The organism is Streptomyces sp. NPDC058371, assembly GCF_042723265.1.
Taxonomy (GTDB): domain Bacteria; phylum Actinomycetota; class Actinomycetes; order Streptomycetales; family Streptomycetaceae; genus Streptomyces.
Genome location: NZ_JBHXJC010000002.1, coordinates 465,510 through 486,557, shown reverse-complemented (window position 1 = coordinate 486,557; position 21,048 = coordinate 465,510). Strand labels below are relative to the sequence as shown.

Annotated in this window: 19 protein-coding genes; 14 read left to right on the top strand and 5 right to left on the bottom strand. The window is 70.0% G+C overall.

Features of this window, described 5'->3' with window-relative positions; all coding sequences use genetic code 11:
* Nucleotides 1-63 precede the first annotated feature (63 nt).
* Nucleotides 64-480: a DUF4395 domain-containing protein gene (locus ACFWM2_RS09765; protein WP_383275452.1), complete on the bottom strand. Its 417-nt coding sequence runs from the start codon at nt 478-480 to the stop codon at nt 64-66.
* A 75-nt stretch (nt 481-555) separates the two neighbouring features.
* On the opposite strand from ACFWM2_RS09765, the gene ACFWM2_RS09760 reads away from it, so the two are divergent.
* The 6 genes from ACFWM2_RS09760 to ACFWM2_RS09735 all read left to right on the top strand — a co-directional run bounded on the left by ACFWM2_RS09760 (nt 556) and on the right by ACFWM2_RS09735 (nt 7,199).
* Complete coding sequence (locus ACFWM2_RS09760; protein WP_383275449.1) at nt 556-969, top strand: TlpA family protein disulfide reductase; 414 nt, start codon at nt 556-558, stop codon at nt 967-969.
* Between the two features lie 206 nt (nt 970-1,175).
* Nucleotides 1,176-1,685, top strand: coding sequence for a flavin reductase family protein (locus tag ACFWM2_RS09755; RefSeq protein WP_383275446.1), 510 nt, complete (start codon nt 1,176-1,178; stop codon nt 1,683-1,685).
* Between the two features lie 194 nt (nt 1,686-1,879).
* Complete coding sequence (locus ACFWM2_RS09750) at nt 1,880-2,665, top strand: electron transfer flavoprotein subunit beta/FixA family protein (RefSeq protein ID WP_383275443.1); 786 nt, start codon at nt 1,880-1,882, stop codon at nt 2,663-2,665.
* A 157-nt stretch (nt 2,666-2,822) separates the two neighbouring features.
* On the top strand, nt 2,823-3,785 hold the full coding sequence (locus tag ACFWM2_RS09745) for an electron transfer flavoprotein subunit alpha/FixB family protein (protein ID WP_383275440.1): 963 nt from the start codon (nt 2,823-2,825) through the stop codon (nt 3,783-3,785).
* 182 nt (nt 3,786-3,967) lie between these two features.
* The gene (locus ACFWM2_RS09740; RefSeq protein ID WP_383275437.1) at nt 3,968-5,272 is read left to right on the top strand and encodes a DUF6986 family protein; all 1,305 of its coding nucleotides are present in this window, start codon (nt 3,968-3,970) and stop codon (nt 5,270-5,272) included.
* A 181-nt stretch (nt 5,273-5,453) separates the two neighbouring features.
* Nucleotides 5,454-7,199: a serine/threonine-protein kinase gene (locus ACFWM2_RS09735; protein WP_383275434.1), complete on the top strand. Its 1,746-nt coding sequence runs from the start codon at nt 5,454-5,456 to the stop codon at nt 7,197-7,199.
* A gap of 14 nt (nt 7,200-7,213) precedes the next feature.
* Here ACFWM2_RS09735 and ACFWM2_RS09730 read toward each other — a convergent pair whose 3' ends face one another.
* The gene (locus ACFWM2_RS09730) at nt 7,214-8,278 is read right to left on the bottom strand and encodes a LacI family DNA-binding transcriptional regulator (protein WP_383276494.1); all 1,065 of its coding nucleotides are present in this window, start codon (nt 8,276-8,278) and stop codon (nt 7,214-7,216) included.
* A gap of 223 nt (nt 8,279-8,501) precedes the next feature.
* On the opposite strand from ACFWM2_RS09730, the gene ACFWM2_RS09725 reads away from it, so the two are divergent.
* Entirely contained in the window at nt 8,502-9,458 is a 957-nt protein-coding gene (locus tag ACFWM2_RS09725) for an ROK family protein (RefSeq protein ID WP_383275431.1), read from the top strand.
* Between the two features lie 30 nt (nt 9,459-9,488).
* Here ACFWM2_RS09725 and ACFWM2_RS09720 read toward each other — a convergent pair whose 3' ends face one another.
* Nucleotides 9,489-11,510, bottom strand: coding sequence for an NPCBM/NEW2 domain-containing protein (locus tag ACFWM2_RS09720; RefSeq protein WP_383275428.1), 2,022 nt, complete (start codon nt 11,508-11,510; stop codon nt 9,489-9,491).
* 278 nt (nt 11,511-11,788) lie between these two features.
* On the opposite strand from ACFWM2_RS09720, the gene ACFWM2_RS09715 reads away from it, so the two are divergent.
* The 5 genes from ACFWM2_RS09715 to ACFWM2_RS09695 all read left to right on the top strand — a co-directional run bounded on the left by ACFWM2_RS09715 (nt 11,789) and on the right by ACFWM2_RS09695 (nt 16,349).
* Nucleotides 11,789-13,057 (top strand): ABC transporter substrate-binding protein, encoded by a 1,269-nt coding sequence (locus tag ACFWM2_RS09715; protein ID WP_383275425.1) that lies wholly within the window; start codon nt 11,789-11,791, stop codon nt 13,055-13,057.
* A 20-nt stretch (nt 13,058-13,077) separates the two neighbouring features.
* Complete coding sequence (locus tag ACFWM2_RS09710) at nt 13,078-13,992, top strand: carbohydrate ABC transporter permease (RefSeq protein WP_383275422.1); 915 nt, start codon at nt 13,078-13,080, stop codon at nt 13,990-13,992.
* Entirely contained in the window at nt 13,989-14,918 is a 930-nt protein-coding gene (locus ACFWM2_RS09705) for a carbohydrate ABC transporter permease (protein ID WP_383275419.1), read from the top strand. The genes ACFWM2_RS09710 and ACFWM2_RS09705 overlap by 4 nt, the downstream gene beginning before the upstream one ends.
* 48 nt (nt 14,919-14,966) lie before the next feature.
* On the top strand, nt 14,967-15,164 hold the full coding sequence (locus ACFWM2_RS09700; RefSeq protein ID WP_383275416.1) for a hypothetical protein: 198 nt from the start codon (nt 14,967-14,969) through the stop codon (nt 15,162-15,164).
* Between the two features lie 141 nt (nt 15,165-15,305).
* Nucleotides 15,306-16,349, top strand: coding sequence for an NUDIX domain-containing protein (locus ACFWM2_RS09695; protein WP_383276491.1), 1,044 nt, complete (start codon nt 15,306-15,308; stop codon nt 16,347-16,349).
* Nucleotides 16,350-16,505: 156 nt separating this feature from the next.
* Here the strand turns inward: ACFWM2_RS09695 and ACFWM2_RS09690 are convergent, their stop codons facing one another.
* Entirely contained in the window at nt 16,506-17,861 is a 1,356-nt protein-coding gene (locus ACFWM2_RS09690; RefSeq protein ID WP_383275413.1) for a dipeptidase, read from the bottom strand.
* Between the two features lie 255 nt (nt 17,862-18,116).
* On the opposite strand from ACFWM2_RS09690, the gene ACFWM2_RS09685 reads away from it, so the two are divergent.
* Nucleotides 18,117-19,334 carry a geranylgeranyl reductase family protein gene (locus ACFWM2_RS09685; protein WP_383275410.1) on the top strand — a complete coding sequence of 406 codons (1,218 nt, stop codon included), beginning with the start codon at nt 18,117-18,119 and terminating at the stop codon, nt 19,332-19,334.
* A gap of 201 nt (nt 19,335-19,535) precedes the next feature.
* On the opposite strand, the gene ACFWM2_RS09680 is transcribed toward ACFWM2_RS09685, so the two are convergent.
* A complete protein-coding gene (locus tag ACFWM2_RS09680; protein WP_383275407.1) occupies nt 19,536-19,988 on the bottom strand; it encodes a nitroreductase family deazaflavin-dependent oxidoreductase in 453 nt (150 codons plus the stop codon).
* Nucleotides 19,989-20,211: 223 nt separating this feature from the next.
* Between ACFWM2_RS09680 and ACFWM2_RS09675 the strand changes: the two genes are divergently transcribed.
* Nucleotides 20,212-20,964: a TetR/AcrR family transcriptional regulator gene (locus ACFWM2_RS09675; protein WP_383275404.1), complete on the top strand. Its 753-nt coding sequence runs from the start codon at nt 20,212-20,214 to the stop codon at nt 20,962-20,964.
* Nucleotides 20,965-21,048: the final 84 nt, after the last annotated feature.

The following is a 21,048-nucleotide window of genomic DNA, read 5'->3' as shown; positions in this document are numbered from 1 at the left end:
CTGTGAACGGCGAGATCCTCGTCACGTCGGGCACCTGATCCACCTCGGGGTTTTCCCCTCCCTTTACTCTGCGCGCACCGTCACCCGGCGGACGAGCAGGTACATCTCGCACCCCAGGCAATACCCGAAGGCGGCATTGAGAAACGCCGCGGCCAGCGCGGCCGCGGTCGCCGCGAGTCCCAGCCACTCCGGGCCCACGGTGTATCCGATCAGTCCGACGACCGCGAAGAGCAGCCCGACCACCTGGGCGAAGCGCGGCGGCTCCGGGGGTTCGAACTCCGTCGGCGGCCCGATCCGGGGCCGTACCACCGTGCGGAACAGCCAGCCGTACGGGGAGCGACCGACGCCGCCTGCCGCGCCCAGGGCGAAGGCGAGCGTCTGCCACGCAAGCACCCACGGGCTGCCGGTGATCAGCACGACCGCCAGTACGACGGTCGTCACGGCCGCACCGAATCGCGGCCCCCTCACATCGATGTCCATGAATCAAGCATTCCGTACCGGACGGGATTCGTGGCGGCGGGAATCTTTGCGGTCTCGTGAATGCTTGAGGATGTGATGACCGGACTTGTGGTGTGCATGGTGGTGCTCGCGCTGGCGAGCGCCTACGGAGTGCTGCATCAGCGGCGGAGCGGGAGAGTGCGCGTGCGCGGGAGGGACGGCGGAAAGCGGCTCGGCGCGGCGGAGTTGGGCGAGGACATCGGCGAACGCGCCACGCTCGTCCAGTTCTCCAGCGCGTTCTGTGCGCCCTGCTGGGCGACCCGCCGGGTGCTCGACGAAGTGGCCGGCATGGTCCCGGGGGTGTCCCACGTCGAGATCGACGCCGAGGACCATCTGGACCTCGTACGGGACCTCGGGATCCTGAAGACGCCGACGGTGCTGGTGCTCGACGCCGAGGGGAAGATCGTGCGGCGCGCGACCGGACAGCCGCGCAAGGCGGATGTCATCGCCGCGCTGGGGGAGGCCGTCTGACCCATGGCGCCCTTGGTGAGGCATCTCCCAGATAGCGGTCCGTACTTGACGCCACCCGCCACCTATCGTCAGCCTGACCGTATGCCCCCGGAACTCCTTCTCTTCGAGCGCGTCCATGTGGACCTGGCCCGTACCGCGAGTGCGCGCTGTCCGGGCCGTTGAGCACCCACGGACCCGCACGTCGCCTCCCGAAGAAGGACAACTCCATGACGGCCACATCCGGCCTCGGTACCCCTCGGCTCGCCTCTCCCGACCTCCTGCGCTCCGTCTTCCGGCGGCATGCGGCGGGGGTCGCCGTGATCACCGCGCAGAGCGAGGGCGGCCCCGTGGGGTTCACCGCCACCTCGCTCGCCTCGGTCTCGGCCGAGCCCCCGCTCATCTCCTTCGGCATCGGTACCGGCGCCTCCAGCTGGCCGGCCGTGTCGCAGGCGGACCATGTCGGCGTGCACATACTCGGCGAACACCAGCAGGAGCTGGCCGGCACCTTCGCCCGGAGCGGTGCCGACCGTTTCGGTGAACCCACCCGCTGGCGCGAGGGCCCCGAGGGGGTCCCGGTCCTCGAGGACGTGCTCGCCTGGCTGGTCTGCCGCATCGTCGCGCGCGTGCCCGCCGGGGATCACCGCATCGTCCTCGCCGAGGTCTCCCTCGGCGATCCTTCCGGAGTCGGCAGCCCGCTGCTGTACCACCAGGGGCGCTTCAACGGCCTGCGGGACTGAGTCCTGAAGGCCGACTACGCAGCGTTGTCAAGGTCACAGTTCAAAGCGCTTGCTCAGTGGGCATCCGCTAGGTGTACTGACGAGTAATATTTCGTTCGGGGCGTGGGTCGCCCCGACCGGGATCGGCCGCTTCAGGCGCCTATGCTGCCTGAAAGAAGGCAGCCCAGAAATGACGATGCAGTAGGAGAGCCGGCGTGAGCTTGAGGATCGTTGTCACTGTGAAGTACGTGCCCGACGCCACTGGCGATCGGCACTTCGCCGATGACCTGACCGTCGACCGTGACGACGTGGACGGTCTGCTCTCGGAGCTCGACGAATACGCGGTCGAGCAGGCGCTGCAGATCGCCGACGAGGCCGACGACGCCGAGATCACCGTGCTGACCGTCGGCCCCGAGGACGCCAAGGACGCGCTGCGCAAGGCCCTGTCCATGGGCGCCGACAAGGCCATCCATGTCGAGGACGACGACCTGCACGGCACCGATGCCATCGGTACGTCGCTGGTGCTCGCCAAGGCGATCGAGAAGGCCGGTTACGACCTGGTCATCTCCGGCATGGCGTCCACCGACGGCACCGCCGGTGTCGTCCCGGCGCTGCTGGCCGAGCGGCTGGGTGTCCCGCAGGTCACGCTGCTCTCCGAGGTCTCCGTCGAGGACGGTGTCGTCAAGGGCCGTCGCGACGGCGACTCCGCCTCGGAGCAGCTGGAGGCGTCGCTGCCGGCGGTCGTGTCGGTCACCGACCAGTCGGGCGAGGCGCGTTACCCGTCCTTCAAGGGCATCATGGCCGCCAAGAAGAAGCCGGTGGAGGCCTGGGACCTGTCGGACCTGGAGATCGAGGCGGGCGAGGTCGGTCTCGCGGGCGCCTGGACCAAGGTCGACTCCGCCACCGAGCGCCCGGCGCGCACCGCCGGCACGATCGTCAAGGACGAGGGCGAGGGCGGCAAGCAGCTGGCCACCTTCCTTGCGGAGCAGAAATTCATCTAGGCCCAGCCTCGCGGGCCAGAAGTTCATCCGGCCGCCGAGGGCCCGGGGTCATCTCCCGGACCGGCGCAGCGCCCAAGGCCCGCCAGACCGCCCGGGGTTCGGCTCGCCGAGCCCCCACTGCCCCCTCATACTTCGTAAGCAGGAGAGAAGAAGTCCCATGGCTGAAGTTCTCGTCTACGTCGACCACGTGGACGGCGCCGTCCGCAAGCCCACCCTGGAGCTGCTGACGCTGGCCCGTCGCCTCGGCGAGCCCGTCGCCGTCGCCCTCGGTGCCGGTGCCGAAAACACCGCCGCTGCGCTCGCCGAGCACGGCGCGGTCAAGGTCCTCACGGCCGACGCCCCCGAATTCGCCGACTACCTGGTCGTACCGAAGGTGGACGCCCTCCAGGCCGCCTTCGAGGCCGTCTCCCCGGCCGCCGTGCTGCTCCCGTCCTCGGCCGAGGCCAAGGAGATCGCAGCCCGTCTTGCGATCCGCATCGGCGGCGGCATCATCACCGACGCCGTCGACCTGGAGGCCGGTGACGAGGGTCCGGTGGCCACGCAGTCCGCGTTCGCCGCTTCCTTCACCACCAAGTCCCGTGTCTCCAAGGGCACCCCGGTCATCACGGTCAAGCCGAACTCGGCCGCCGTGGAGGCCGCCCCGGCCGCGGGTGCCGTCGAGGCCCTGACGGTCTCCTTCTCCGAGCAGGCCACCGGCACGAAGGTCACCTCGCGCACCCCGCGCGAGGCGACCGGCCGCCCCGAGCTGACCGAGGCCGCGATCGTGGTCTCCGGCGGCCGTGGCGTCAACGGCGCCGAGAACTTCTCGGTCATCGAGGCGCTCGCCGACTCCCTCGGTGCCGCCGTGGGCGCCTCGCGCGCCGCGGTCGACGCCGGCTGGTACCCGCACTCCAACCAGGTCGGCCAGACCGGCAAGTCCGTGTCCCCGCAGCTGTACATCGCCTCCGGCATCTCCGGCGCGATCCAGCACCGCGCCGGTATGCAGACGTCGAAGACGATCGTGGCCATCAACAAGGACGCCGAGGCCCCGATCTTCGACCTGGTCGACTACGGCGTGGTCGGCGACCTCTTCGAGGTCGTCCCGCAGCTCACCGAGGAGATCAAGACCCGCAAGGGCTGACCTTCTCCAAGGAAGACCGGGGTCCGTGCGGACCCGGTTCTGCCGTCCGCCGGGGCCGCGTGGTGATCATCACCGCGCGGCCCCGGCCGGTTTCGGGGGACCATTGACGCAGGTCGAGGCCGCCTATTAACTTCGCTATACGGATTGTTGATTCCGTGAAGCGGAAAACAGGAGGACGTGGGATGGGTCAGGGCCAGCAGGAGAAGGTGGCGACGAGCCTCGCGGGAGCCGTCAGCGAGGAGATCAGTGCCTCCCTCGCCCCGGTCGACGCGGAGCTGGAGCGCCGCTTCCCGGGAGACCCGGGCACCCGGCAGCCCGTCCACACGGTGTACGTACCGGGAGACGTGTTCGCCGCCGACACCATCCGTAGCTGGGGCGACCAGGCACTCGCGGCTCTCGACGAACACGCCCCGGACGCCGCCTCCTTCGCCGCCGTCCTCGGCCTCGGCGACGACCTCGCCGAGCCCGTCTACAGCCGGGTCCGCGCCAAGCTGGAGCGCGAACCCATTGAAGACCTGCGCGTCGACTTCGAGGACGGCTACAGCCCCGGCTCCGGCGCCGAGGAGGACGAGACGGCCGCCCGGGCGGCCCGGCTGATCGCCGAGGCGTACGAGAACGGCACGGCGGCCCCGTACATGGGCATCCGCATGAAGTGCCTGGAGGCGCCGGTCCGCGACCGCGGCATCCGCACGCTCGACATCTTCCTCACCGGTCTGATGGAGGCCGGCGGTCTGCCCGAGGGGCTCGTCCTGACGCTGCCGAAGGTGACGTACGCCGAGCAGGTCACGGCGATGGTCCGGCTGCTGGAGGAGTTCGAGAAGGCGCGCGGTCTCGAACCTGGCCGGATCGGCTTCGAGATCCAGATCGAGACCAGCCAGTCCATCCTCGCCACCGACGGCACCGCGACCGTCGCCCGGATGATCGGGGCCGCCGAGGGCCGGGCCACCGGTCTGCACTACGGCACCTTCGACTACAGCGCCTGCCTCGGCGTCAGCGCCGCCTACCAGGCCAGCGACCACCCGGCCGCCGACCACGCCAAGGCGATCATGCAGGTCGCGGCCGCGGGCACCGGCGTACGCGTCTCGGACGGCTCCACCAACGTCCTGCCGGTCGGCCCCACCGAGAAGGTCCACGACGCCTGGCGGCTGCACTACGGCCTGACCCGACGAGCCCTGGCCCGCGCCTACTACCAGGGCTGGGACATGCATCCCGGCCACATTCCGACCCGGTACGCGGCCGTGTTCGCCTTCTACCGCGAGGGCTTCGAGCAGGCCGCGGCCCGGCTCGCCCGGTACGCCAATCACGCCGGTGGCGACGTCATGGACGAGCCCGCCACCGCCAAGGCCCTGAGCGGGTACCTGTTGCGCGGCCTGGACTGCGGTGCCCTCGACATCGCCGAGGTCGCCCGGGTGACCGGTCTGACCCGCGCCGACCTGGAGGGCTTCTCGGCGCCGAGGCGGGGAGATCTCACCATCTCCGGCAGCTAGGACCTGCGCGGCCAGGGGACGCGCCGAGCCACGTGACCGGCGCCGAGCCGGCCCGTGGTTTCCGGACAACTGGGGCGCGCTTGCGTAGCGACCGCGTCACAGAGGTCCCCGGCGGTCCCGCGGGTCACATCCGCCCCTTAATCTGAGGGCCACGCAAGGTGGCTCACAGATCGGGGCGGACGTGTCTTCGGGGGAGAACCAACAGGCGGACGGGACAGGCCGACTCCTGGCCGGCCGCTATCGCGTAGTGGGCCGGCTCGGCCGCGGCGGCATGGGTATCGTCTGGCGGGCCGTCGACGAGGTCCTCGGCCGCGAGGTGGCGGTCAAGGAACTGCGCACCTTCACCGACGCCGGAGGGCCCGAACTGGCCGATCTGGGGCTGCGGATGCAGCGCGAGGCCCGTGCGGCGGCCCGGGTGCGCCACCCGGGAGTCGTCGCCGTGCACGACGTGGCCGAGGTCGACGGGCGTCCGCTGATCGTCATGGAGCTGGTCGACGGGCCCTCCCTGGACGACGTCCTGCGCGAGCAGGGCACCCTCGACGCGCGCGAGGCGGCCGCCATCGGTGCCAAGGTCATGGAGGCGCTGGCCGCCGCCCACCGCGCCGGAGTGCTGCACCGCGACGTGAAGCCGGGCAACATCCTGCTCGACCGCTCGGGCCGTGTCGTCCTCACCGACTTCGGCATAGCCGCGATGGAGGATCCGGGTGACGGCTCGACCACTCATCTGACCCGCAGTGGTGAACTGGTCGGCTCCCTGGACTACTTGGCGCCCGAGCGCGCCCAGGGCAACGACCCGGGCCCCGCGTCGGACATCTGGGCGCTGGGCGCCACCCTCTACGCCGCGGTGGAGGGAGCCTCCCCCTTCCGCCGTACGTCGACCTGGTCCACGCTCACCGCGATCGTGGTCGAGCCGCTGCCCGAGCCCCGCAGAGCCGGGCCGCTGGGTCCCGTCCTGCAACAGCTGATGCACAAGCAGCCCGAGGCCCGCCCGGACGCGGGCCGGGCGCGTGAGCTCCTGGAGTCGGTCGCGCGGGAGCCGGACACCGACTCCGACACGGCCGGGCTGCGGAAACCGGACCCCCGGCCGCGCGAGACCACGGAGCTGAGCGTTCCGGCGGTGCCGCCGGGATTCGGGCCGGCGCAGCCCCCCGCCGCACCCGTGGCGCCCGGCTTCGGGCCCGCGGAGCCCGTCGTGACGGCCGCGCCGACCACCACGGTCGGCGCACCACCGGCACCCCGCCGGCGCAAGGGCCGGGGTCTCCTCGCCGCCGTGGCCGTCGCGGTCGTCCTGGCCGCGACCGGCGTCACGGTCGCGGTCATGAACGGCTCGGACGGCGACTCCACGGCCGCCGCGCAGCCCGCGTCGTCCGCCGACGGCGGCACGGCTCCCTCCTCGGGCGCCAGCCGCGGATCGGTCGACCTGTCGCACGACGGCGAGCCGACGAAGCAGGCCGACAAGGCCGACGAGAAGGACAAGTCCACGGACGAGAAGCCGACGGGGAAGGACAAGCCCGCGTCCGGGACGTCCGACGCGCCGTCGAAGTCTGCCGACGGCGGTACCACGGGCGGCGGTTCCGGCGGTTCGGGAACTTCGGGCGGCGGCGGTACGACCGGCGGCAGCTCGGGCGGGGACTCCACCCCCGCGCCGGTCTGCACCTCCGTCGGCGGCGGCAGGTACGACTGCCAGGTCTGGCGCACCGCCAAGTCGTACACGGCGTCCGGCACGGAAGTCGGGGTCCTCAACGCGGGCACCAACTACTTCTACTGCCAGCAGAACCTGGGCCGCCGCGAGACCTACGGTCAGTGGACCAACGTCTGGTGGGCGAAGACCGACGACGACAACGGTCACACCGACGTCTTCGTCAGCGACGTCTACATCAAGGGCGGCGACAACGACACAGCGCTCCCGGGGCTCCCGGTCTGCTGAGACCCGAGGCCAGGTCAGTCCGCGGGCGGCAGCTCGCCGGAGCCGCGCGTGATCAGCCGGGTCGGGAGTTCGATCCGCTCCGGCGTGATGAGGGTGCCGTCCAGCTGACGGAAGAGGCGGTCGGCGGCCGTACGGCCGAGCGCGGCGGCGTCCTGGGCCACGACCGTCACACCGGGCCGGAGGAGATCGGCGAGCTCGATGTCGTCGAAGCCGACGAGGGCGACCTGGCGGGCGTGCTCGGCCAGGACGCGGACCACCGTGACGGTCACGCGGTTGTTGCCCGCGAAGATCGCGGTGACGGGGGAGGGCCCGGACAGCATGTCCTCGGCCGCCCGGCGCACCCGGACGGGGTCCGTGACGCCCAGGGACATCCACGCGTCCTCGACCGGTATGCCCGCGTCCTCCATGGCCGTCCGGTAGCCGCGCAGTCGCTCGGCGGCGGTGTGGATGCGGGGCATGTCGCCGATGAAGCCGATCCGGCGGTGGCCGTGGGCGATGAGATGCGCGACCCCGCCGCGGGCCCCGCCGAAGCTGTCCGACAGCACGACGTCGGCGTCGATCCGGCCGGCCGGGCGGTCCACGAAGACCGTGGCGACGCCCGCCTTTATCTCCGGCTCCAGATAGCGGTGGTCGTCACCGGCCGGGATGACGACGAGCCCGTCCACGCGGCGCGCGCACAGGGCGAGGACCAGCTCCTGCTCGCGGTCCGGGTCCTCGGCACTGGAGCCGTTGATGAGCAGGGCGCCGTGGGCGCGGGCGACTTCCTCGACCGCGCGGCTCAGCGGGCCGTAGAAGGGGTCGGCGAGATCCTCCAGGACGAGACCGATGCTCGCGGTACGGCCCTTGCGCAGCACTCGCGCGCTGTCGTTGCGGCGGAAGCCCAGCGCGTCGATGGCCTCCTGGACGCGGCGCTCGGTGTCCGGGGTGACCCCCGGCTCGCCGTTCACCACGCGCGAGACCGTCTTGAGGCCTACGCCGGCACGCGCCGCCACGTCCTTCATGGTGGGACGATTGCCGTAGCGGGTCTCGGATCGGCGGGCGGTCTCGGCCACGATGTACTGTCCTGTCCTGTCGTCCATGGGGATGCGTCGGTCCATGGGGTTGTATGAGGATGTGGCGTCGAGCATAGAGCCTGGACAACGTTGTCAGATGCGGGAGAGACTGTCCACCGCAATCTCCGGCCTGCGCCTTCCCCCAGGGGCGCGATGTCCTGCCAGCTTTTCGGCCGGGGACCCGGGCCCGCGGCGGCAGCCGCTCCATGTCAGGGCCCGGGACGACACAGCAGCGGGAGATCTGACTCTGATGCACACCGACCTCGTGGCCGCGCTCGACATCGGCGGCACCAAGATCGCCGGGGCACTGGTGGACGGCCGCGGCCGGATCCTCCTGCGCGCGCAGCGCGCGACGCCCGCGCAGGAGGACGGCGACACCGTGATGGGGGCCGTCGAGGCCGTGATCGGCGAACTGACGGTCTCCCCGCTGTGGAGCAGAGCGCACGCGGTGGGCATCGGCAGCGCGGGCCCGGTGGACGCCTCCGCGGGCACGGTGAGCCCGGTGAACGTCCCGGGCTGGCGCGGCTACCCGCTGGTGGAGCGGGTCCGTTCCGCCGCGGCGGGGCTGCCCGTCGAGCTGATCGGCGACGGCGTGGCCATCACGGCGGCCGAGCACTGGCAGGGTGCCGCTCGCGGCCATGCCAACGCACTCTGCATGGTCGTCTCCACCGGCGTCGGCGGCGGCCTGGTGCTGAACGGACAGCTGCACCCCGGCCCGACCGGCAACGCGGGCCACATCGGGCACATCAGTGTGGACCTCGACGGTGACCTCTGCCCGTGCGGCTCCCGCGGCTGTGTGGAGCGCATCGCGAGCGGCCCCAACATCGCCCGCCGCGCACTGGAGGACGGCTGGCGGCCCGGACCCGACGGCGACACCTCGGCCGCCGCGGTGGCCGCCGCCGCCCGCGCCGGCGACGCGGTGGCCCTGGCGTCCTTCGAGCGGGCCGCCCAGGCGCTGGCCGCGGGGATCGCCGCGACGGCGACCCTCGTCGAGATCGACATCGCCGTCATCGGCGGGGGAGTGGGCAAGGCGGGTGACGTCCTGTTCACCCCGCTGCGCAAGGCCCTGAGCGACTACGCGACGCTCTCGTTCGTGCAGCGCCTGACCGTGACGCCCGCACAGATGGGCACGGACGCCGGTCTGGTCGGCGCCGCGGCGGCCGCGCTCAGCAGGCCGAGCGCGACCGCCGCGGGGGTGGGTGGCTGAGGCCGGCGGCTCCCGGCCCCTCGCCGGGCGTCAGCAGCTGAGTTCGGCGTCCGCCCAATCGCCGTGGTCCGAGGTGACGCCGTCCCCGGCGTCGGTGACCACGAGGCGGACCACCCCGGCGCCCGTCACATCGGCCGAGATCGGCTGGGCCGGCATCGCATTGGTCAGCGTCCCGGACGAGGCGACCTTGGCGCCGTCCGCCCAGATCTCGAAGGCGACGGTGCCGTCGGCGCCTTCCTCGTCGTCGACGCCCACGTTCGCGGTGACCTTCTCGCAGGCCTTGCCGGCGTAGATCTCGACCGTGCTCTGGGCGTGCGCCCCGATCCCCTTGGCGTGGACGGTGCCGTTGATGGTGATCGGATGACCGTCGCCCGCGTCGCTCTCGCCGTTGCTGGTGTTGCGCTCGACCGGACCCCAGCCGTTCGTCGTCGACATCCACGGCAGGTCCCCCAGGGAGGAGACGCCCGAGGGCGGGGCCACGACCACGGTCGTCGCCAGCGGCACCTCGGTGTCGGCGCGCACACCGGCCGGCGAGCGGTACATCGCCTTCAGCGTCAGGTCGTAGGTGCCCGCCTTGGTGCCGACCGGCACGGCGACCTTCCACTTCGTACGCAGTGAACGGCCGGTCCTCAGCATGCGCGCGGTGGTCGGTGAATCCGCCTTCACCCGCCAGCCCCGCGGTCCGCTCAGCTTCACGGAGACGTGGTGTGCGGGCGTACGGCCGAGGTCGGTGACCGTGGAGTCGAGGGCTACCGTCCGGCCCGCCTCGAGCAACGGACTTTCGGTCAGGCCGAGTTCGACGGCGGACGGGTTCCTGGCCCACCTGACGTCGGTGGAGACCCGTACCAGGACTGTTCCGTGTGCCGGGACGGTCGCCGAGATCGCCCCTGCGGTGTTGTAGCTCCGGTGCTGCCACAGATCGCGCAGCGTGTACGCGTGCGCCCTGGGCAGACCCACCGCCTGCGCCGTGGTGGCGATCCGCTGCGGGCTGCCGGTCTCGTTGAAGAGGGCGACCGCCCGGCTGCCGTCCTTCATCTGCTTGGCGACGACCCAGCGGCCGCCCTCGGAGGAGAGCACGGTGCCCTGCTTGCCGAGCGGGTCCTGGTCGACCGCGATGACCTCCTTGTTGTCGAGGATGCCGAGGGTCGTGTCGGACGCCTTGCGCAGGTCCGAGCCGATGAGCAGCGGCGCGGCCATGACCGACCACATGGAGAAGTGCGAGCGGTACTCGGTCGCGGTCATGCCGCCGTTGCCGACCTCCAGCATGTCCGGGTCGTTCCAGTGCCCGGGGCCGGCGTACTGGGCGAGGGGCAGATTCTGCTTGAGGATCGACAGCATCGAGCTCCAGCTGTCGCTGATGTCCCCGGTCGTACGCCACAGATGTCCGACGTCCGACGCCCATTCCCAGGGTTTGTTCTCGCCCCACTCGCAGAGGCTGTAGACCATGGGACGCCCGGTGGCCTTCAGAGCGTCACGCATCGTGTTGTAGCGGAGTTTCGCGTCGACGCCCTGGTTGTTGCAGTTGTCGTACTTGAGGTAGTCCACACCCCAGTCCGCGAACTGCTGGGCGTCGCTGTACTCGTGGCCCAGTGCGCCGGGGAAGCCGGCTTCGTTGCAGGTCTTCGTGCCCGCGCTGGTGTAGATGCCGAGCTTGAGCCCCTTGGAGTGCACATAGTCGGCAACCGCCTTTATTCCGCGCGGGAATCGGTCGGGGTCGGGCACCAGCTTGCCGTTCGCGTCGCGGGAGGGCAGGGCCCAGCAGTCGTCCAGGTTGACGTACCGGTATCCGGCGTTCTTGAGGCCTTTCTTGACGAAGATGTCGGCTATTCCCTTGACCATCGCCTCGTTGAACTCCGACCGGCATCCCGTGGAGTTCCAGTTGTTGAAGCCCATGGGCGGGGTGAGAGCGAGGCCGTCGGCCGGTGCCGCTGACGGGGGCTCGTGGGCAGGAGCGGCAAGTGCCGGCGCCGCGAGAGCGGTTGTACACAACAGGCCCCCGGCAAGCGCTCCGACAACTCTTCGGCGTGCTGTGCGGGTGTGGGGGTGACGCATCGTGACGTTCCTCCGAACACGCTAAAGGTGGGATGACTTCATGCGCACATCAACTGTGCATCAGCTGTGCGCGTTTACGGTAGGACCTGTCGGACTCTGTTGGAAGAGAAGTGGTAACGGTTGTTCGATATCTCGTCCGAACCCTTGACGGCACTCTCACTTGGGAGTGAAATCCGAGCCTCGCGTTCGGTTGTGTTGGGTGGCACCCCGAGGAGGGGGACATGGCGCAGTCATCGTTCAAAGGACTCGTTGTGCCCGAAGGTGGGGCAGGACATCGGATGTCCCGGCGAAATCTCTTGCGTGGTGCGGCCGTTGGGGCCGGTGCGGTCACGCTTCCCGCTCTACTGACGGCCTGCGGCGACGGACCCGGTGGAAACAAGAACGAAGTCTCGGTGGGGTCCAACGCCTCGGACGCGGTCCCCAAGAAGGCATTCGCCGCGGCCTTCGCGGCGTACGAGAAGAAGTCGGGCAAGACCGTCAAGGTCAACACCAAGGACCACAACGACTTTCAGGAGAACATCAACCGCTATCTGCAGGGTTCACCGGACGACGTCTTCATGTGGTTCGCCGGATACCGTATGCAGTATTTCGCGGAGAAGGGCCTCCTGCACGAGATCAGTGATGTGTGGAGCGGCTTCAGCGGTTTCTCGGACGCGCTGAAAGAACAGTCCACCCACGCGGGCAAGCAGTACTTCGTGCCCTATTACTACTATCCCTGGGCGGTATTCCACCGGAAGAGCCTTTTCCAGGACCAGGGGTACGAACAGCCCAAGACATGGGACGACTTCATCGCGCTCGCAAAGAAGATGTCCAAGGACGGCACACCGGTCGCCTTCTGCGACAAGGACGGCTGGCCCGCTATGGGCACCTTCGACTACATCAACATGCGGCTCAACGGATACGACTTCCACAAGTCGCTGATGGCCGGCGAGAAGGCGTGGACCGACACCAAGGTCAAGAACGTCTTCGACACCTGGCGCGAACTCATGCCGTACTACCAGAAGGGCGCCCTCGGCCGGACCTGGGAGGAGGCCGGGCAGAGCCTCCAGCAGCGCAAGACCGGAATGGCGGTCTTCGGTATGCCGCACCCGGGCTCCCAGTTCCCGGAGGCCGAACGCGACGACATCGACTTCTTCGCCTTCCCCGAAGTCGACCCGCAGTTCGGACAGGACGCCGTGGAAGCGCCCATCGACGGCTTCCTGGTCGCCAAGAAGTCCAAGAACCTCGACGGTGCCAAGGCCCTCCTGAAGTGGCTCGGCAAGCCCGAGGCCGAGGAGACCTATCTCGCCCTCGACCCCAACAACGTGGCGGTCAACGACGACGCCGACACCGCCAAGTACACCGCCCTGCAGAAGAAGTCGGCCGAGCTGGTCTCCGGCGCGAAGCAGATCTCGCAGTTCATGGACCGTGACACCCGTCCCGACTTCGCCTCGACCGTGATGATCAAGGCGATCCAGGACTTCATCGGCAACCCCAAGGACGTCGACGGTCTCTGCAACAGCATCGAACGACAGAAGAAGACCATCTTCTCGTCGCCCGTCAGCTGATCACCGGAGGAAGACGTTCCGTGGCGCTCAACATCCCACGGCGCACCGGGGGACGGCGGCTGCGGCGGTTCACCCGCCGCGACGCCGTCGTCCTCGGCGTGCTCCTCGGCATACCCGTCCTGCTGGACATCGTCATCATCTGGGGCCCGACACTGGCCTCCATCGGGCTCTCCTTCACCGCCTGGGACGGCGTCGGCGATGTCCACTGGGTCGGCGGCGAGAACTACAAGAACCTGGTCGACAACTATCCGGCGTTCTGGCCCGCGGTCCGCCACAACGTCATGTGGCTGCTCTTCCTGGGGCTGATCGCGACCCCCTTCGGACTGTTCCTCGCCGTCCTCATCGACCGCGGGGTGCGCTTCAGCCGCTTCTACCAGTCCGTGATCTACCTGCCGGTGGTGCTCTCCCTCGCCATCGTCGGCTTCATCGCCCAGCTGATCCTCGGCACGGACCAGGGCGCGCTCAACACGATGCTCGGCAACCGGAACAACCCGATCGACTGGCTCGGCGACTCGGACCTCAACATCTGGATGATGATGATCGCGGCGAGCTGGCGGCACACGGGCTACGTCATGATCCTCTACCTGGCCGGACTCAAGTCCGTGGACCCGCAGTTGAAGGAAGCGGCCGCGATCGACGGTGCCAACGCCCGGCAGACCTTCTTCCGCGTCGTCTTCCCGACCTTGCGCCCGGTCAACGTCATCGTCGGCGTGATCACCGTCATCGAGGCGCTGCGCGCCTTCGACATCGTCTACGCGGTCAACAAGGGCCGTAACGGCCTGGAACTGCTCTCCGTACTGATCACCGACAACATCATCGGAGAAGCCAGCCGCATCGGATTCGGCTCCGCCATCGCGGTCGTCCTGCTCACCGTCTCCCTGGGGTTCATCGTGACGTTCCTGGTCCAAGAGCTGCGAGGTGCGCGCGACCGATGACCGCCGACATCCGTGCCAGCGCGCCCACTCGTCCGGTCGCGGCGCCCGCGGGCCCGCCCGCGCCCCGGCGCCGGCCGCGCCCCGGCCGCTTCGGGGTGCACATCTTCCTGATGGGCGTCTCGCTGGCCTTCCTCGCACCGCTCCTGCTCGCCGTCTACGCCTCACTCAGGCCGTACCAGGAGACAGCGCAGAACGGCTACTTTTCCTTCCCCGAGCACCTGTCCTTCGAGTACTACCGCCGGGCCTACACCGAGTCCGGCATGGGCAAGTACTTCACCAACACACTGCTCATCGCCGTACCCGGCGTGATCATCACGCTCTTCCTCGCCTCGTTCGTCGCCTTCGCGGTCTCCCGGCTGAAGCTGCGCGGCGGCCTGGTCATCCTGATGTTCTTCACGGCGGGCAACCTGCTGCCCCAACAGGTGATCGTCACCCCGCTGTACGTCCTGTTCAACAGGATCCCGCTGCCCTGGTGGATGTCCGACTCGATGACGATGTACGACTCCTACTGGGCCGTCATCATCGTCAACATCGGCTTCCAGCTGGGCTTCTGCGTCTTCGTGCTCGCCAATTTCATGCGGACGCTGCCGCAGGAGATCATGGAGGCCGCGATCGTCGACGGCGCCGGGGTGTGGACCCAGTTCTGGCGGATCACGCTCCCCTTGTGCCGCCCCGCCCTCGCGGCGCTCGGCACCCTCGAATTCACCTGGATGTACAACGACTTCCTCTGGGCCCTGATCTTCATCTCCAACCCCGACAAGCTCCCCGTCACCTCGTCCCTCAACAACCTCCGCGGCCAGTTCTTCACCGACTACAACTTGCTGGCCGCGGGCTCGGTCCTCGTCGCCCTCCCGACGATCATCGTGTTCATGCTGCTGCAACGGCACTTCATCGCGGGGCTGACGCTGGGGTCGACCAAGGGGTAGCCGGTCCGGGCACCGTGACTCCTGTGCGCGTTCGTAGTTGAACCGGGCATGAAGAAGCGAACCATGCTCGCCGTTGCCTCCCTCGCCGCCGGATTCGTCGTCGCGGCCGTCACCCCCTCCCACGCCCTCGGCGGGGACCCCCTCGACGACCTGAGCGTCGACGACACGCTCAGCAGTCTTGACCACACGATCGTCAGCAGCGACAGCCTGGCTCTCGACGACAACGCCCTGGGGCAGAACGGCTGACAGGCTCGATCGGCGGCGCCGGTACCCCTCGCAGGGGGCCGGCGCCGCCGCATGCCGGGCCCCGGAAGGCCCCTCATCAGCGCCTGGTTTCCGTGGCAGGGTGGAGCGGGCAAGCCTCAGGGGGCCAACAGAAGAGGGGGAATCGTGATCGTCTGGATCAACGGTGCGTTCGGTGCGGGGAAGACGACCACCGCACGGGAACTGATCGAACTGATCCCGAACAGCGCGCTCTTCGACCCCGAGGTCATCGGCGGCACACTCACGCACCTGCTGCCGCCCAAGCGCCTCGCCGAGGTCGGCGATTTCCAGGACCTGCCGATCTGGCGACGTCTCGTGGTCGACACCGCCGCCGCCATGCTCGCCGACCTCGGCGGTGTCCTGGTGGTTCCGATGACCCTGCTGCGCCAGGAGTACCGCGACGAGATCTTCGGCGGCCTCGCCTCGCGCCGGATCCCGGTGCGGCATGTGCTCCTCGCCCCGGCGGAAACGATCCTGCGCGAACGAATAGCCGGGCGCGAGGTGCCCCCGGAACTGCCCGACGGTGAGATGCGCGTGCGCCAGTGGTCCTACGACCACATCGAGTCCTACCGTGCCGCGCTCGCCACCTGGCTCACCGCCGACGCCCACCCCGTGGACACCAGCGCACTCACCCCGTACGAAGCCGCCCTGCGCATCACCGAGGCCGTACGCACCGGTGACGCACCCGTCTCCGAGATCGTCCAGACCCCGGAACCCACCGCCGAGACCCTGGCCGCAGGGGTGCTCCTCTTCGACGAACAGGACCGGGTACTGCTCGTCGACCCGACCTACAAACCTGGCTGGGAGTTCCCGGGAGGCGTCGTCGAACCCGGCGAGGCCCCCGCGCGCGCGGGCATGCGCGAGGTCGCCGAGGAGACCGGCCTCACGCTCGACGACGTACCCCGACTGCTCGTGGTCGACTGGGAGCCGCCCGCACCGCCCGGTTACGGCGGACTGCGGCTCCTCTTCGACGGCGGCCGCCTCGACGCCGACGACGCCCAGCGGCTGCTGCTCCCCGGGCCCGAACTGCGCGACTGGCGCTTCGTCACCGAACAGGAAGCGGCCGGACTGCTGCCGCCCGTGCGCTACGAACGGCTCCGCTGGGCGCTGCGGGCCCGCGAGCGAGGGGCCGCGCTCTATCTGGAGGCCGGGGTCCCGGTCGGCTGACCGGAAGCCCGGCCTGCGTACATCCCGCGTACGCGTACGCGTACGCGGAGAGGGCCCTCGGCCGGTGGCGGGGACCCTCTCCTGCGGGCAGTTGGTAGACGGTAGGCGGCAGACGGCAGGCGGGCGGCCGACGTCAGGCCGCGCCGGCCGTCGCGATCAGCTCGCCGCGTAGTTGCGCAGGAACAGCGCCTCCGCCACGGACAGCCGCTCCAGCTCCTCGGGAGACACGCTCTCGTTCACGGCGTGGATCTGCGCCTCCGGCTCGCTGAGCCCGATCAGCAGGATCTCGGCCTGCGGGTACAGCGAGGCGAGGGTGTTGCACAGCGGAATCGAACCGCCTTGCCCGGCGTACTGCATCTCCTGGCCCGGGTACGCGACCGTCATGGCCTCGGCCATCGCCGCGTACGCCGGGCTGGAGGTGTCGGCGCGGAACGCCTGGCCCTGGCCGATCTGCTCCGACCGCACGCGCGCGCCCCACGGAGTGTGCGCCTCCAGGTGCGCCTGCAACAGCTTCGTCGCCTCGGCCGCGTCCACGCCCGGCGGTACGCGCAGGCTCACCAGCGCCCGGGCGCCCGCATGCACGGACGGCGTCGCGCCGACCACCGGCGGGCAGTCGATGCCGAGCACGGTGACGGCCGGACGCGCCCAGATGCGGTCGGCGACCGAGCCGGTACCGATCAGCTGCACACCGTCGAGCACCTTGGCGTCCTTGCGGAACGTCTCCTCGTCGTACCGCAGCCCGTCCCACCGCGCGTCACTGGTCAGCCCGTCGACCGTCGTCGAGCCGTCCTCCGCGCGCAGCGAGTCCAGAACACGGATCAGCGCGCCGAGCGCGTCCGGTGCCGCCCCGCCGAACTGCCCGGAGTGCAGGTTCCCTTCCAGTGTGTCGACCTGTACGCGGACCAGGGTCATGCCCCGGAGCGTCGAAGTGACCGTCGGCAGACCGACCCGGAAGTTGCCCGCGTCGCCGATGACGATGGTGTCGGCGGTCAGCAGCTCCGGGTGCTCCTCGGCGTACCGCTCGAGGCCGCCCGTGCCCTGCTCCTCCGAACCCTCGGCGATCACCTTGACGTGCACGGGAACGCCGCCGTTGGCCCGCAGCGCACGAAGCGCCAGCAGGTGCATGATCACGCCGCCCTTGCAGTCGGCGCTGCCGCGCCCGTACCAACGGCCGTCGCGCTCCGTCAGCTCGAAGGGCGGCGTCGCCCACGCGGCCTCGTCCAGCGGGGGCTGCACGTCGTAGTGCGCGTACAGCAGGACGGTCTTGGCGCCCTCCGGGCCGGGCAGGAAGCCGTAGACCGACTGCGTACCGTCAGGAGTGTCGAGCAGCGCCACATCCTGGAAGCCCTCGGCGCGCAGCGCGTCCGCGACCCAGTCCGCCGCGCCCTCGCTCTCGCTCTTGGGGAATTGATCGAAGTCCGCCACCGACTTGAAGGCCACCAGCTCGGTGAGCTCCGCCTTCGCCCTGGGCATCAGCGAGGCAACGGTCTCGGCGACCGGATTCGACGACATGGGCACGCTCCTTGTGGGTGCGACGTTGTATCTCTGTGTACGCGTATAGGGGTGTACGGCGTCCGCCGGTGCACGAGGCGCACCGGTTGTCGGCTTGTGGGCGCTGTTCTGCTTGTACCTCTGTAGTGCGTACGCGCGTACTGGTGTGCAGGGCGCATACGCTGCCGATCCTCCCACAGCGGTCCCCGGCGATCTCCGCCGTAGGATGCGGGGGGAAGGTGCGGCAGACGGCTGGATCGGGAGCAGTAGACCATCGTGAGCAGCGAGAACTCTTCGGCGGACGACGCGCAGCGGGTATGGGACGTCGTCGTGGTCGGCGCGGGGCCCGCGGGCGCCTCGGCCGCCTACGCGGCAGCGGTCGCGGGACGCAGCGTCCTGCTGCTGGAGAAGGCGGAGTTGCCCCGCTACAAAACGTGCGGCGGCGGCATCATCGGTCCCTCGCGTGACGCTCTGCCGCCCGGCTTCGAGCTGCCGTTCCGGGACCGGGTGCACGCGGTCACCTTCTCGCTGGACGGCAAGTTCACCCGTACCCGGCGCTCCAAGCAGATGCTGTTCGGGCTGATCAACCGGCCCGAGTTCGACCAGCAGCTCGTCGAGCACGCCCAGAAGGCGGGCGCCGAAATCCGTACGGGCGTCACGGTCTCGCGCGTCGAACAGCACGGCTCCGCCGTCCCGGACCGGCGCACCGTCGCCGTCGTCCTGCAGAACGGTGAGACCGTGCTCGCGCGGGCCGTCGTCGGCGCGGACGGCAGCGCCAGCCGGATAGGAGCGCACGTCGGGGTGAAACTCGACCAGGTCGATCTCGGCCTGGAGGTGGAGATCCCGGTCCCGGAGACCGTCGCCGAGGACTGGAAGGGACGGGTCCTCATCGACTGGGGGCCGATGCCCGGCAGTTACGGCTGGGTCTTCCCCAAGGGCGACACGCTGACCGTCGGTGTGATCTCCGCGCGCGGAGAAGGCGCCGCCACCAAGCGGTACTTGGAGGACTTCATCGCCCGCCTCGGGCTCGCCGGCTTCGAACCGAGCATCTCGTCGGGGCACTTGACGCGCTGCCGTGCCGACGATTCGCCGCTGTCGCGCGGGCGGGTCCTCGTGTGCGGCGACGCCGCGGGTCTGCTGGAGCCGTGGACCCGTGAGGGCATCTCGTTCGCGCTGCGCTCGGGCCGGCTCGCGGGGGAGTGGGCGGTGCGGATCGCCGAGGCCCACGACGCCGTGGACACCCGTCGACAGGCCCTCAACTACGCCTTCGCGATCAAGGCGGGGCTCGGGGTCGAAATGAGCGTCGGCAAACGCCTGCTCATGGCCTTCGAGCGGCGCCCCGGCGTCTTCCACGCCGCGCTCACCGGTTTCCGGCCCGCCTGGAAGGCGTTCGCGGGCATCACGCGGGGTGCCATGTCACTCGGTGACGTGGTCCGTAACCATCCGATGGCCGGCCGCGTGCTGACGGCGCTCGACCGGCAGACGGCGGGCTGATCGTCGACTGGCCTCAGGCGGGCTGCGCTCCGGGGCCAGGTCAGGGCCGGGGCCCCAGGGTGGGTTGACCTACCCGGGCGGCGCCTGGCGGGCAGAGGCGGGGCTTGGCCTCGCTGGGGCGGCCGCGTCGCGGGTTCACCGCGCGGCCGGCGGACTGCGGTGGGCCGACCGCGCCGGCCCGGCAGACCCCGGGTCGAGGGATCACGGCTTGACGGTGATCCGGAACACCGGGTGCTTGGGCGCGGCGGCGAGCAGCTCCGCGTCACTGGAGTTCACCGTGACGTCGCCGAAGAAGCGTCCCACCTCCCAGCCCCACTTCTTGAGGTAGGTCCGAAGGACCACCGGCTTCTCCGCGTCGGGCAGCTCCACGGCGGTGAACTCCTTCGTCCTGCGCCCGACCTGGAGCTGCCCGCCCCCGGCGGCCCGCAGATTGCGTACCCACTCGGAGTGGCCGCGCGCGGAGACGAGGTAGGGGCCGCCCTCGTACGGCAAGGGGTTGACGGGCACCTTCCGCCACTCGCCGCTCTTGCGGCCGCGGACGGAGAGCTCGGCGCTGCCGAGGAGGCTGACGCCGTGGCGCGCGAGCCAGCCGACGACGCCGTTCAACGCCTTGTCGAAGGGCTTGGGCTTCATGTAGTGGGCCGACGACGACATGGCGTCCTCCTGGATTTGGGAGAGCACTGCTCTCGCTTGAGGGCAGTCTGTACGAGATCAGTGATCCAAAGCAAGAGCGGTGCTCTCTTTTGTAAGCGGCGCTCTCTGATCTGTGCAGTGCTCTCCATTGTGTGCGGCGCTCTCTACTCGGATCGGCGCTCCGTAACAAGAGCAGCGATCTCGTTTGTGTGCACTGCTCTGGATGCGTGGGACACTGCCCCGCATGACCACCGCACGAGGGGCACGGGCCCGCGCCAGGATCGAAGTCACCGCCGCCATCAAGGACGAGGCGCGCCGACAGCTCGCCGCCGAGGGCGCCGCCAGACTCTCCCTGCGGGCCGTGGCCCGCGAGCTCGGCATGGTCTCCTCCGCGCTGTACCGCTACTTCCCCAGCCGTGACGACCTGCTGACCGCGCTCATCATCGATGCCTACAACTCCCTGGGCGAGGCAGCGGAGTCGGCGCACGCCGAGGCCGCGGGCTCGGGACCGCAGGTGCGTTGGGTCGCGGTCTGCGTGGCGGCGCGCCGGTGGGCGCTGGAGCACCCGCACGAGTACGCGCTGATCTACGGTTCGCCGGTGCCCGGGTACACCGCGCCGGAGACGACCGTTCCGGCCGCGGCGCGGGTCGGACTGGTCCTCATCGGCATCGTCCGGGACGCGTATCAGGGCAAGGGGGTGGCGCGACCGCCCTTGCCTGCGAACCTCAGGGCCGAGGCGCAGCGGATGACATCGGAACTCGCGCCCGATCTGCCGGCCGAGGTGGTCGCGGCGCTCGTGGCCGCGTGGGCGCAGCTGTACGGACTGATCGGCTTCGAGCTGTTCGGTCAGTTCAACCGGGTCGTGGAGGACCGCGAGCCCTTCTTCCGACATGCGGCGGCTCAACTCGCCCACGGCGTGGGGCTGGTGTTCCCGCAGCCCGGTGGCACCGCGGGTGCGGGCCGGCGGAAGTCGCCCGGGGGCGGATCCGAAGCCTGAGGCGGGATCGGGTGCGGGAGCGCGACCCGGTCGTACCCGCCCGGTCTCGCCCCCACCGGGCAACCGTGTCGCCGCGGCTTCCGT